Annotated in this window: 11 protein-coding genes and 1 CRISPR repeat array (1 of these 12 cut by a window edge); all 11 genes read left to right on the top strand. The window is 49.5% G+C overall.

Annotation, left to right across the window (positions count from 1 at the left end; all coding sequences use genetic code 11):
* Positions 1–8: 8 nt before the first annotated feature.
* Positions 9–1,082: a pentapeptide repeat-containing protein gene (locus G9409_RS08780; protein WP_166808412.1), complete on the top strand. Its 1,074-nt coding sequence runs from the start codon at positions 9–11 to the stop codon at positions 1,080–1,082.
* 6 nt (positions 1,083–1,088) lie between these two features.
* Positions 1,089–2,084, top strand: coding sequence for a 3-oxoacyl-[acyl-carrier-protein] synthase III C-terminal domain-containing protein (locus G9409_RS08775; RefSeq protein WP_166808411.1), 996 nt, complete (start codon positions 1,089–1,091; stop codon positions 2,082–2,084).
* Positions 2,085–2,494: 410 nt separating this feature from the next.
* Positions 2,495–2,659, top strand: a complete 165-nt coding sequence (locus tag G9409_RS08770) for a hypothetical protein (RefSeq protein ID WP_208019695.1) — start codon at positions 2,495–2,497, stop codon at positions 2,657–2,659.
* Positions 2,660–2,698: 39 nt separating this feature from the next.
* Positions 2,699–5,284, top strand: a complete 2,586-nt coding sequence (gene cas3 / locus G9409_RS08765; protein ID WP_166808410.1) for a CRISPR-associated helicase Cas3' — start codon at positions 2,699–2,701, stop codon at positions 5,282–5,284.
* Between the two features lie 19 nt (positions 5,285–5,303).
* Positions 5,304–6,869: a type I-E CRISPR-associated protein Cse1/CasA gene (casA, locus tag G9409_RS08760; protein WP_166808409.1), complete on the top strand. Its 1,566-nt coding sequence runs from the start codon at positions 5,304–5,306 to the stop codon at positions 6,867–6,869.
* Positions 6,866–7,399, top strand: coding sequence for a type I-E CRISPR-associated protein Cse2/CasB (gene casB / locus G9409_RS08755; RefSeq protein WP_166808408.1), 534 nt, complete (start codon positions 6,866–6,868; stop codon positions 7,397–7,399). The genes casA and casB overlap by 4 nt, the downstream gene beginning before the upstream one ends.
* The gene (cas6e, locus tag G9409_RS08750) at positions 7,396–8,022 is read left to right on the top strand and encodes a type I-E CRISPR-associated protein Cas6/Cse3/CasE (protein ID WP_166808407.1); all 627 of its coding nucleotides are present in this window, start codon (positions 7,396–7,398) and stop codon (positions 8,020–8,022) included. The genes casB and cas6e overlap by 4 nt, the downstream gene beginning before the upstream one ends.
* A 13-nt stretch (positions 8,023–8,035) precedes the next feature.
* Positions 8,036–9,079, top strand: coding sequence for a type I-E CRISPR-associated protein Cas7/Cse4/CasC (gene cas7e, locus G9409_RS08745; RefSeq protein ID WP_166808406.1), 1,044 nt, complete (start codon positions 8,036–8,038; stop codon positions 9,077–9,079).
* Positions 9,076–9,777: a type I-E CRISPR-associated protein Cas5/CasD gene (gene cas5e / locus G9409_RS08740; RefSeq protein WP_166808405.1), complete on the top strand. Its 702-nt coding sequence runs from the start codon at positions 9,076–9,078 to the stop codon at positions 9,775–9,777. The genes cas7e and cas5e overlap by 4 nt, the downstream gene beginning before the upstream one ends.
* Complete coding sequence (gene cas1e / locus G9409_RS08735) at positions 9,770–10,645, top strand: type I-E CRISPR-associated endonuclease Cas1e (protein WP_166808404.1); 876 nt, start codon at positions 9,770–9,772, stop codon at positions 10,643–10,645. The genes cas5e and cas1e overlap by 8 nt, the downstream gene beginning before the upstream one ends.
* The gene (cas2e, locus tag G9409_RS08730; RefSeq protein WP_166808403.1) at positions 10,645–10,965 is read left to right on the top strand and encodes a type I-E CRISPR-associated endoribonuclease Cas2e; all 321 of its coding nucleotides are present in this window, start codon (positions 10,645–10,647) and stop codon (positions 10,963–10,965) included. The genes cas1e and cas2e overlap by 1 nt, the downstream gene beginning before the upstream one ends.
* 19 nt (positions 10,966–10,984) lie before the next feature.
* Positions 10,985–13,441: direct repeats of the CRISPR family, unit length 28 nt; unit sequence GTCTTCCCCATGTGCGTGGGGGTGTTTC (it continues 379 nt past the right edge of the window).

The following is a 13,441-nucleotide window of genomic DNA, read 5'->3' as shown; positions in this document are numbered from 1 at the left end:
AAGTGGTTATGATAAAACCGGAACATCTGGTTATTCTTGAAAAGGGCGTAGATGTCTGGAACGGGTGGCGACAGGAAAATCCTGAAGTTACACCGGACCTTGAAGGCGCAGCTCTTCAGGGCAGAACTCTCGGAGAGGTTAACCTGAGCTGCACGAAGCTTCAGCATGCTCTGCTCACGAACGCTGACCTAACCGGTGCTGATCTCAGTGGAGCTGACTTAAGGGGTGCGGACCTGAGCGGAGCGAATCTCTCTCGATCCAATCTCAGTAAAAGTACCATTGATACCGCCACCCGTTACACTGCGCTTAAGGGGTGCAGTATCGGCGTCAACGGTTTTTATTCGCCCGAAACCGATTCGGCAGCTCTCATGCGCATTGATCCTCCGGGAAATTCGATGCAGGGTTCCAATGTCGAAGCGGTTATCGAGAGCCTCAAGCATGCCCGCAAGCTGCATACCTTTTCACTGGTACTTGCCGGTATTGCGCTGCTCTTTATTGTCATCAAACCGACATCAATCACCCTTCCCTATCTTTCGGGCTCCTTCAAGTTTGATGCTCTGACCTATGCCTTTCTTGCCACGGTTCTCTCTTCCGGGCTGCTGAGTCTTGTTGCGATCTTTATTGATTCGGCCCTTCAGGGGGCGCGTTATCTTAATGACCGGAGCGCCGCTATGACCGTTGGCCATTTTCCCTGGCTGCTCTCAAAATACGAGCACGATCCTCCGCTTGAGCGGCAGTCGCGTATCATGCGTCTTTTCCTCTGCTTTCATCCGGTACTCTATCTCTACTTTTTTGTTCGCTGGAGCGCCCTGTTCATCGGTGACTGGGAGGGTTTTATCCTCTACTATCAGGAGTTGCCTTTTTTCCTTGCAGAGCTGCTGCTGCCGCTTCTCTATTTTCAGCTGATCAGAAGCTGCTTCCGGATTTTCAGACTTTCCGAAGGGTTCCAGAAGCCGATACTCTTCGATACGGTAACGGAGCGGGAGAGGCGAAGCGACATGGAGCATCTGATTGCAGCGGTTGAAAAACAGGCTTCCAGAACAACGGAGCTTGTTGAACTCATGCGCAAAAGGGAAGGGTGAAGCAAGATGGAAGTAAACCTCCCGCTCAGAATCATCGGCGTTGGCCGTTATCTCCCTCAGCGTATTGTCCGGAGCTCCGAACTGGAAGCAATTTGCGGGCTTCCTGCCGGCTGGGTAGAGCGACGTAACGGAGTATGCGAGCGACGGTGGGTCAGTATGGAGACATCCTCTTTTATGGCTGCGGAGGCAGCGCGTGAAGCACTTGAGGAGGCGCAGCTTGATCCTGATCGACTCGATCTTATCATCAACGCCTCAGGTACGGCTGAACAGGCTATTCCCGACATGGGCGCGCTGCTCCAGCGTCAGCTCGGTCTGGGAAGTTCCGGAATACCTTCCATGACGGTGCACAATACCTGCCTGAGCTTTCTTGCGGCAATGGATGTGGCGGCAAACTATCTTGCTGCCGGGCGCTATACCAATATCCTGATTGCCAGTTCCGATATCTCCTCCTGCGGTATCAACATCAGGGAGCCCGAGTCGGCCACCCTTGTCGGAGATGCCGCTGCGGCGGTTGTTGTCACCCTATCCGGTGAAGGTGATCAATCGGTAATTCACCATGCCCATTTCAGAACCTGGGGCGATGGAGCCTACCTGACCACCATTATGGGAGGCGGTTCGGCACTTCATCCATCAAAACCGGGTCATAACCCCGATAACGATCTCTTTCATATGGACGGCTCCGCCGTGCTCCGCATGGTACGCCGTGTTGATGAAGCCTTTCTCGAAGAGCTCTCTCCGGGACTTTCGAAAAGCCTGCTCGATATTGATCTTGTTGTGCCTCATCAGGCAAGCAAAGTCGGCCTCCACATGCTCCGCCGCTTCGGCTGGCCGGAAGAGAAGATCATGCATACGCTTGAGTGGCTCGGCAACTGTGTAGCTGCGTCCATTCCGGCCACACTCTACCAGGCTGTCCGGGATGGCTCACTTAAACGGGGTGACAAATTTTTGCTGGTCGGTACCGGTGCGGGGTTGTCGATAGGCGGGATGGTTATGACCTATTGATACCCATTTTTCTGGTCATCTCGACTGCAAGGAGAGATCTCTCACCTGGGGTTCGAGATGACAAAACTCTGAGCTTGGGTGGATCGTGTACTACCAATATTCCGCCCCGAGGGGGCTTTCCTGGAGTCCCGGAGGGACAGCATATTGGCAGAAAAAAAGTCGCCACCCCCATCTTTCTTTTCTTTTCAATCCTGCATTCAAAATCTCTTCAGCCAGCATTATTCTTTTCCTTCAGAAACCTGTAACGCAAGCTGTTTCTTGTGCTTGATGTGAATATTTTGTAAATAAGAAGTGTCAGTTGCCTGAATTACGATTATGCGTTTTTATATCCCTTTTGCATGAATTGATCCTGTTCAGCGGTTCAAACTGGCATCATTGACTCACCACCACAATCATTCTTATGCCTTCACATGCACAATAAATCAGTTGCCCATCTTCGGGAAAATCCTGATGGTTCATGGGAGGCACATGACCTGCAAGCCCATCTTATGCATGTTGCCGAAAAAGCTGCCCGATTTGCCGATGAATTCGGTAATGGAGATTGGGTGATTTTTAGGGCTTTTCCTTTGTGTTGATTGTTTGATGTCTGTGGTTCCCCATAATAATCTGAACCTATGCGCACTCCTAAGTCGAAGTCAAACGATCATATCTCATCTGAGCTGACTGAGGCTATGCCGCTTAAGGAGTGCCTTGCGAAAACCCGTGTGTCAGAGAATGAGAAATGTGAGGGTGGGCGAGATGTCTTAGATCATTGCTCAATTGTCGGCGAGGTTGCGAGGGAACTCCTTTTGCGAACACCATCTTTTTTACGGTCAGCTCTTTTCCCTGAAGGCTCGGAACTTGTCGCTGCAATTCATGATATAGGGAAGGTCAGCCCCACATTCCAGGAAAAAATATACCGTGGAACAGACGACTATGTTCCCAATTCTCTGGCAAGCCTCTCCCACATCAACCCTGCACTTGAGAAAAACTGGGGCTATCACGCCGGGGTCAGCATGGCTACCGCACACGCATTGAAAATCGGGTGGCAAATTCCTCAAATCATAGGTCAACATCATGGATACTCTCCGGAGTTAAATGGGCTTGTAGCTGAAGACAAGGTTTTTGGAGGTACGCTTTGGCAAGAGAGAAGAGTTGAACTTGTTCAAAATATCAAGATGGCAACAGGATTGGAGTTTCCTGTAATAAAAAATCCACTGCAAGCAAAAGCTGTTGCCGGCCTTACAACGGTAGCAGACTGGATCGGATCAGGACCTGATTTTGATAACCCTGACGTAGCTTGGCAACCGCTGATCAAGGGTGCCGTTGATGCCGCAGGGTTTGTGACACCGACAATTGTCAAAGGGCTTGGATTCAATAATATATTCGGTTTTAAACCACGAGGAATTCAGGAGTTGCTTATCGAGAATGCAAAGATGCCCGGCACCTATATTCTTGAAGCTCCAATGGGTATAGGTAAAACTGAAGCGGCACTTTATGCTGCCTATTCCATTATAGCTGCCGGACAAGCAACAGGATTCTACTTTGCTCTGCCAACACAGTTAACCTCCAACAAGATTCATGACAGGGTTAATGACTTTTTGAAGAAAATATTGACATCTGAATGCCCCCATCGCCGGGCTCTTTTGCTGCACGGCAATGCATGGCTGAAAGAGATCGAGATGGGCGAAGATGGTGGCGCTGGAGGTAGTTGGTTCAGTGTAGGTAAACGGGGTATTCTTGCCCCTTTTGCCGTAGGCACTATCGATCAGGCGCTGATGGCCGTGATGAATGTGAAGCATGGCTTTGTCAGGGCATTCGGTCTTGCCGGAAAGGTAGTCATTCTCGACGAGGTACATTCTTATGATGCCTATACCGGCACCATCCTTGATCAACTTGTTGAAACCCTTCGCGCACTACAGTGTACCGTTATCATTCTTAGCGCAACATTGACCAAAGAGAGGCGTGAAAAGCTTTTAACGCAAGCGGTTTCCAATGATTCATATCCATTGCTAACCGTCAAGAGAAGTGATGATGATTCTCCAATAGAAACAACCACAACTGTTCCGGGTAAAATTGTCGTCAGCATTCAATCGTTTTCAACTCCCGATACAGCTCTGGAAGAGGCGCTGACAAGGGCTGAAGGAGGCCAACAGGTACTCTGGATAGAAAATACGGTTGCTGAGGCTCAACGTACATTCAGTATTTTGGCGGCCCGAGCTGATGGGCTGGGGATTGAGTGCGGTCTTTTGCATTCCCGTTTTTTGAAAACGGATCGAGAAGGCCATGAGGAGTATTGGGTTACCCGGTACGGCAAGGGTAACAGTGAACTTCGACGTCAAAATGGACGGATACTGGTTGGGACTCAAGTGTTGGAGCAATCTCTTGATATTGATGCAGACTTTTTGGTGACAAAAATTTGTCCGACAGATATGCTCCTCCAGAGAATCGGGAGGCTATGGCGGAACAGCGAAACCGTTCGCCCAAGCGGCTCTCTTTGTGAAGTATGGATACTAAAACCGGAATACGTCAATGCTCTGGAGCACCCCGAAAAAGAATTTGGCCTTACTGCCAAAGTATACAGCCCCTATGTTCTTCTGCGCACCTTGGAGGTCTGGAGTGGCATCACTGAGCTGGTAATTCCTGACCAGATACGCGATCTGATTGAGGCTACTTATCAGGAAAAAGATGATGAAAACCCGCTGCTACTCAAACAAAAAGAAATACTCCGTAGAAAGCGTGAGGTGCTTGAACGATTAGCTTTGGGCGGCATATCAGCAGGTTCCAGAACGTTACCTGAAAGCAAGGCAAGCACCCGATACAGTGAACAGGAGAGTGTGGAAGTTCTGCTTTTGCAATCTGTGCGCATTGACCGAGAACGGGGAGGGACAACAGTGAGGCTATTGGATGGAAGCGACATTTTTCTGCCATTACAATCGCGACCAAAAGGCAGAATGGCTCAGCGTTTGCTGGCAGCAGCACTTGCACAACAAACACTGCATGTTGCCGACTACCTTGCCCCGGAAGCATCGCCTATGAAGAGCCTCGAGTGGCTTAAAGGTTATTTCTATCTCGGTGATAGCTCGTATGACGAGAGTCTGCTTCGTGTAGCAATTGTCGGCCAGGATGGTGAATTGAAATCCCTGAATGGTCAAGATGCATCAACGTCGTATAGACTCAGCTACAGTCCTAGACTCGGTTATTGTTCTAAAAAAAAATAAACCAGGCAACACCATTGATATGACCCTTGAAAATCGATTTAATCTGATTGACGAGCCATGGATACCTGTTATCGACAAGGGCCGATTGAGCCTGCGCCAGATATTCAGTGACGCCAGCAATCGTGGACTCGGCGGCAATCCCTTGCAGAAAATGGCCATGACCAAGCTTTTACTCGCTATTGCTCAAGCCGCATTGACACCTGAAGACGATGAGGTTCTGGAAACCATCGAGACTTTTGATCTTGCCCAAAAGTGCTTGGAGTACCTTGAAAAGTGGTATGACAGATTCTGGCTTTACGGAGAAAAACCCTTTTTGCAAATGCCAGCCATAAGCGGCCTCGTTGAGCGACGGAAACGGAATGATCTTCATACTGCCACCAACAAGGCTGGGGAGCGGAATGCCGAAGCGAGTGCAAAACCAAAATCATTAGGGATGGGATTCTATCCCGATCTTCCTGCTGAGAATAATACTATCCTCACCCAGTATCAGGTGCCCAAGGTCTTGTCAGATGCTGACAAGGCGTTATTCGTTGTCTCGCTCATGAACTTTGCTCTGGGTGGAAAGCGTACCGAAAAAAACCTTGATATCTTAACTGATGGATATGTTGGTAAAACAGGGTCGGCAAAAGCAGCTCCAAGTATTGGGAATTATATTGGTTATCTCCATTCTATTCTTGTTGGTGAAACCCTCATCGACACCCTTCTACTGAATCTTCTCTCACACGAACGGATAAAGGAGAACGCATACTGGACTACAGGATTGGGAAGTGCACCATGGGAAGTGATGCCGAAAGGAGAGAATTGTTCGATAGCGCAGAACCTGAAACTTTCCTATATGGCGACTCTTGTTTCAATATCTCGTTTTGTTTTGCTTGAAGGGGATGGGATCTATTACGTAGAGGGTTTGCAGTACCCAAGCCACAAAGAGGGCTGGCGGGAGCCAAGCATGGCTGTAGATGCAGGAGGCGCAACTCCAAAAATCAAGTGGATTGATCCAAACAAGCGCCCATGGCGAGAGCTTGTTTCGTTGCTCGCATTTATGAGTGCTGGCAGTGGTCAGAGTTATGATTGCCAGTTTATCCGGTACGGTCTGGTTCGCTTCCGCAGCAGGTACGAGCAGATTGGTATTTGGTCAGGAGGTCTCAAGGTAAGCACAAACGCAGGCGATCAATCGGTCAAGCAGGATGATGATTTTGTTGAATCACTTATTTTTCTTGATTGCGCTATTCTCGGGGAACCATGGTACCATCAACTGCAGGTAGAGATGGATGCACTCGACAAATTGTCCAAGACGGTATGGTCGGCAACAAATGGCTTTTTTAAGGCACAGAATATGACTGATGCCAGCCTGGCAGGTCAAGCTTCGACTTTGTTCTGGGAACTCTGCGAGCGTCGTTTTCAGAATCTGGTTGATGCCTGTGCTCCTCCTCATGACACCGTAAGAGTAAGGAAAATATTCGCACAGTCAGCAATAAAAGCTTACGACACTTTTTGCCCCAAAGAGAGCGCACGGCAGATTGATGCGTGGGCAAAAAACCGGCCAAATCTTATCAATTACCTCAACCCGGAAAATATAAAGCCATGAAGAATGAACCTGGAACAAAAACCAGCAGGTCGAAGGCATTTGTAGCGTACATAATAGACCGGATCGCAAAGAACAAGGGCGTTGCTGCGGCTCTCAAGCGGGCCGACAACCCTGCAACTGAATACCAGAGCTGGGAGTATTTGGCCGCCTTCAACATTGATCTGGAAAAGCCATGGGAACGACTGCCTTTTGCAACAGTTGCTGCTGCAATTGCCAAGGAAAAGAGTGCTCATAATGGCAATGAGGGAATCGGCAGGGCCATTGCGAAGTGTTATGACGATGGTAATCAGAGCGACCAGGCAAAAGCAAAACTGCGTCGTCTGCTTGCCTGTGACTCAGTCGAAGAGGCGTGCAGAATTCTCCGCCCGCTCTTCAGTTTGATTGCCTCAAGAGGGAACTCGTCTATCAATTATGCCTGTCTGCTTGAACAACTGCTGAAATTCCATTGGGAGAGCGAAAGAATAAAAAGCCAGTGGGCACAAGAGTTTTATACATATGGCCATTCGGCGGCAAAAACGGAGGCGGCATGATAGCAAGCATACTCAGACTTGGCCCAAAAGATCTTAAAGCGCTGCGTGTCACTGATGATTATTCGATGCACAGGGTTGTCTATAGCCTCTTTGAAGACCGGAGAAGCGAGGTAGAGAAAAATGCAAGCGTTCCGAGCGGGTTTCTCTATGCTGACAAGGGAGGTGACAGCAACGGTCGGTTGATACTTCTGCTTTCGGACAGAGAGCCTCGCCAACCTGAGCACGGAGTTCTGGAATCAAAAGTGATTGATGATAAGTTTATGGCCTTTGATCGTTATCGTTTTGAGGTTGTCATCAATCCCACCAAACGTGATAGTAAAAGTCGCAAACTTATAGCTCTTCGAGATCGTGATGAGATTGCACAGTGGTTCATCGAAAAAGCGCCTGCTTCATGGGGGTTCACAGTCCATTCTGCTTCGCTCCAGGTGCAAACTCTTCATGTCAAGCAATTTGTCAAACAAACTCACAGCGTTACCCATGGCGGGGCTGAGTTGATCGGCGAACTTGAAGTAGTTGACCGCTCATTGTTCATTAAAAGTTTTCAGCAGGGCATCGGGCGAGGCCGGGCATTCGGTTTTGGCTTGCTCCAGATAGCCCCTTTAAAAGCTTCAATCACAAACTAACCACACAATCATTATGAGCACCACGAATCCCTTCAGAAACACCCGCATTGAATACCACATTCTTCAGTCATTTCCTGTCACCTGCCTGAATCGTGATGACGTGGGAGCCCCAAAAACCGCAATAGTTGGGGGAAACACTCGTGCCCGTGTCAGCTCTCAATGCTGGAAACGCCAAGTACGGGTTGCCATGCAAGAATTTGATATCAAACTCGGCATCCGCACGAAAAAAATAGGAGAATTCGTTGCTAAAGCTTGCGTCGAAAGAGGTGCCTCTGAAGAGCAGGGTGCCGCATGCGGAAAAATTATTTCCGAAGCATTCAGCAAGGATACCCTTTTCTTTTTCAGTGAATCTGAAGCGCGAGCTTTTGCGGACTACGCCAATGAAAAAAGTTTTGACGGAGTAAAACTGAGCGACAAAGAGCTTCAAAAAGTAGCCAAGAAAACCCTGAACCCTGCTCTTGACGGACTTGACATTGCCTTGTTTGGTCGTATGGTTGCTCAAGCGAGTGAACTCGACATTGAGGCTGCGGCATCATTCTCTCATGCGATCTCAACGCATAAAGTCAGCAACGAGGTGGAGTTTTTTACCGCTCTTGATGACCTGAGTGAAGAGCAGGGTTCCGCTCACATGGGGAGCCTGGAGTTCAATTCAGCGACTTATTACCGGTATGTCAGTCTGGATCTTGGCCAGCTTTGGGCTTCTCTTTCTGGTGATGGACTCGAAAAAGCAATTGAAGCGTTTACCAAAGCCCTTTTTGTAGCTGTTCCAAGTGCGAGGCAAACCACCCAGTCCGGGGCCTCTCCATGGGAATTTGCAAAAATCTTTGTCCGTAATGGGCAGCGCTTGCAGATGCCTTTTGAAACAGCCGTTAAAGCAAAAGATGGAGGCTATCTTCAACCAAGCATAACGGCACTCACCGATTATCTGGCTAAAAAAGAGGTCTTGGCAGGGTCATTATTCGGTAAACAAAAAGAGTTTACTTTTGGTGAAGACGCAGGTTTCAGCATTGACCATCTCATCGAGGAATTGAAAAAATCTGTAGCGGAGGTTCAATGAGTAGCACCTATCTCTTGCTCTGGCTTGAAGCGCCATTGCAGTCATGGGGTTCCGACTCAAGATTCGGTCGAAGGGGTACCCTTGATTTCCCAACAAAATCGGGTGTACTCGGTCTGCTATGCTGTGCCCTTGGTGCTGGTGGTGAGCAGAAAGAACTGCTGCAGGAGATGGGTTCACTTAGCCAGACAGTACTCTCCTTTCGAAGATCAAAAGAAAGAGAAGCCTTGTTGAGAGATTTCCATATGGTTGGGAGTGGCTATGATGACCAGAACCCTTGGGAAACGCTCCTGATCCCCAAAAAAAGTGATGGTAAGGCGGCTGTTGGGGGCGGCTCAAAAATAACCTATCGCTACTACCTGCAGGATGCTGCCTTTGCTGCCATTCTGCAAATTCCAGTCGCTAAAACAGCCATTATTGCCGATGCTCTGGCGAATCCTTGCTGGGATATCTATTTGGGCCGAAAGTGCTGTGTGCCTACGGATTTCATCTATCAAGGATCTTTTGCTTCAGAATCCGCAGCTATAGTTCGCGCTATCGAGGTAGCGCAAGAAAAAAAGCTGGTGGAGGATTTCAGGGTTTTGGATGGAGAGCACGATGGAGAATCCATTGTTCTGAATGATGTGCCAATCCAGTTTGGTGAAAACAAGTTGTACAGAGAACGCAGGGTAACAATAATTACAGTTGACGACCATGTCTGAACTTCCTGTAAAAGATGGTGCTGCACAACGGCTGTTGATTAAGATTACGCGCGACACGTTGCCGCAGGTCAAAGATAAATACCCTTTTGTCTATCTTGAACGAGGCAGACTGGAAATTGATGATAGCAGTATCAAGTGGATAGACTGTGATGGGAACGTCGTCCGGTTGCCGGTTGCGATGCTCAATTGTTTGTTACTTGGGCCGGGCACAACCGTTACCCATGAAGCCGTCAAAGTAATGTCTGCTTCAAATTGTGGATTATGCTGGGTTGGCGAAGACAGTCTTATTTTTTTTGCCGCCGGGCAGACGCCAACAAGCGACACCCGGAATTTTCGGCGGCAGATGTTACTCTCGGCTGACCCCGATAAATCACTGAAAGTTGCTGCCCGTATGTTTAAACGAAGGTTTCCCGGAGAGAAACTGGAAAACAAAACCCTTCATCAACTGATGGGAATGGAGGGTTTGCGTGTTCGTCAACTCTATGAGAAAAAAGCTATAAAGTACAAGGTTGGGTGGAAGGGTCGGCAATTCACTCCCGGCAAGTTTGAGATGGGTGATGTAACCAATAGAATCCTGACCTCAGCAAATGCTGCCCTCTATGGTATTATTTGTTCTGCTGTCCACAGTATGGGTTACTCTCCACATATTGGTTTCATACACTCAGGCAGCCCATTGCCATTTGTCTATGATATGGCCGATTTATACAAAGAGGAACTTTCAATTGATCTTGCTTTTTCATTGACAGTTAACATGGCCGGTTCCTATGACCGCCATAAGACCGCTACAGAGTTCCGTCGAAGAGTGATTGATATGGACCTGCTTGCTTGTATCGGGCCGGATATTGAAGAAATGCTCGGGAAGCAATAATGCTGGTTGTAATTGCCAATGATCTGCCGCCCGCAGTGCGCGGACGAATGAAACTTTGGTTTGTAGAACCACGTGCTAACATGTTTGTTTCAGGTATCAAAGACTCTGTGGCAAAAAAAGTTATAGATTATTTGCACAAATACTGCCCACCTGAATCCGGATTGATGATTTTCAATAGCAGCAACACTCCGCCCGGATATGAAATTTATGGACTTGGTGACACTCGCAGAGATGTGATTGAGTTATCCGGGATGCCGTTGGTGATTGAAAAGAGTTTTGTGCCTGTTATTCAGCCTAAAAAAACTCCCGGAGAAACCTGAAGGTCCAGTGAAATCCAGTGTCTTCCCCATGTGCGTGGGGGTGTTTCTACTTTCGTGCAGCATATCTGCAGTCCGCTGGAGTCTTCCCCATGTGCGTGGGGGTGTTTCTAGACAGCGTTGCCGGGGCAGTTCTTGCATGGAGTCTTCCCCATGTGCGTGGGGGTGTTTCTGATTCAGGTCGCAGTGCTGAACGGCCTGACCGGTCTTCCCCATGTGCGTGGGGGTGTTTCCAGGGTGAGATGTCAAAGCGATTTACAGAGACCGTCTTCCCCATGTGCGTGGGGGTGTTTCTTGCGGATCGCTTCGCACACTGACTTTCCGTGTGTCTTCCCCATGTGCGTGGGGGTGTTTCCGTCAGCAAATTTGCACAGCTTTCTTGTCTCAGGTCTTCCCCATGTGCGTGGGGGTGTTTCTTATTTTTGATTGATGCTTTTTGTAGTCACTCTGTCTTCCCCATGTGCGTGGGGGTGTTTCTTGGAGTTGGTTCTACGCCAAAATCTGGTGTTGGTCTTCCCCATGTGCGTGGGGGTGTTTCTAAATCAAGGACAAAGAGAATAAGAAAGCCGGTGTCTTCCCCATGTGCGTGGGGGTGTTTCTTTGAGACTATGAGTGATACGGACAGAGAGGAGGTCTTCCCCATGTGCGTGGGGGTGTTTCCGCCGCCGGTAAGGTGCTGAGCGCAAAGCTTTCGTCTTCCCCATGTGCGTGGGGGTGTTTCCCACTTGGCTCAATGCGATACTCGGAACAAACCGTCTTCCCCATGTGCGTGGGGGTGTTTCCAGGAGCGTGGATGAGACTTTTTAAAAGGAAAGGTCTTCCCCATGTGCGTGGGGGTGTTTCCTTGTCGGCCCTGAAGGGGCTTATGGCACAGGCGTCTTCCCCATGTGCGTGGGGGTGTTTCTGAGTCCTTTCCGTTATGATTGATTGATACATTGTCTTCCCCATGTGCGTGGGGGTGTTTCCATTACTATCCTGAGCCTCCTCTCCATCCGGCTGTCTTCCCCATGTGCGTGGGGGTGTTTCTAAAGCAGACCGCCGTCCGTCGTGATATAATCTGTCTTCCCCATGTGCGTGGGGGTGTTTCTTGTGTGGTGAGAAATTTGCCGGTTTTTTGCCGGTCTTCCCCATGTGCGTGGGGGTGTTTCCTTGTCGATCCATCTTCCGATCCACCGGAGGAAGTCTTCCCCATGTGCGTGGGGGTGTTTCCAGATAGTAGTTTGGGCCAGATTCAGTATTGAGAGTCTTCCCCATGTGCGTGGGGGTGTTTCTGGCACTGAAACCTCTGTCTTTATGAGCCCACCGTCTTCCCCATGTGCGTGGGGGTGTTTCCGTTGATAAACTGGCTTGCAATGCCAAGGAAGAGTCTTCCCCATGTGCGTGGGGGTGTTTCTCAAAGAGTGGGATTATGAGTACTTGATGCAGCGTCTTCCCCATGTGCGTGGGGGTGTTTCTACGTCACTCAGCTTGTCCAGGGTAATGGGGGTGTCTTCCCCATGTGCGTGGGGGTGTTTCCTACTAATCACTCATTTTCGAGAGTTCCTAGCAGTCTTCCCCATGTGCGTGGGGGTGTTTCTACGTTGAACGATGAGTGGTGATTGGATTGACAGTCTTCCCCATGTGCGTGGGGGTGTTTCTTGAAGGAGCGCACGTCACTTTGCAGGCCGAATGTCTTCCCCATGTGCGTGGGGGTGTTTCTGACGTCACGCTTGAGCACGCCGAGAGCGGAGGGTCTTCCCCATGTGCGTGGGGGTGTTTCTACTTGCCCGTAATCGTGGTTTTTGCAGCGTAAGTCTTCCCCATGTGCGTGGGGGTGTTTCTTTCGCATGAGTGTTGATTGCCCGGATGCTTTCGTCTTCCCCATGTGCGTGGGGGTGTTTCCATTGAGGAGGACGCGGTTGTTGATTTAAAAGGGTCTTCCCCATGTGCGTGGGGGTGTTTCTGCCCTGATGTGAAGGATTCCATCGCGACAAAGGTCTTCCCCATGTGCGTGGGGGTGTTTCTCCATTCAAGCACAGCGAAAAAGGAGTCATTGTGTCTTCCCCATGTGCGTGGGGGTGTTTCCAGGCAGGACTTGACACAAACTATAAGCAGTATGTCTTCCCCATGTGCGTGGGGGTGTTTCTAAAAAAGCCCCTCATCGCTGAAGGGTTGAAAAGTCTTCCCCATGTGCGTGGGGGTGTTTCTGACTATGGCCCAGAGCATCATATGGGGCTTAAGTCTTCCCCATGTGCGTGGGGGTGTTTCATCGTCAGGTTGGAATGCCGAACATTCGTAATTGTCTTCCCCATGTGCGTGGGGGTGTTTCCAGTCCGGACACCCCGGAGCCATCGAGCCCAAAGTCTTCCCCATGTGCGTGGGGGTGTTTCCTGAGCGAGCCCAGCGTCTGCGGCATGGATTTTGTCTTCCCCATGTGCGTGGGGGTGTTTCTCAATGTTTCGTTGTATTGCATCGCACAATACAGTCTTCCCCATGTGCG

The sequence above is a fragment of the Candidatus Chlorobium masyuteum genome (assembly GCF_011601315.1).
In the GTDB taxonomy this organism is placed as follows: Bacteria; Bacteroidota; Chlorobiia; order Chlorobiales; family Chlorobiaceae; genus Chlorobium; species Chlorobium masyuteum.
This window is presented reverse-complemented; position numbering and strand designations above follow the sequence as displayed.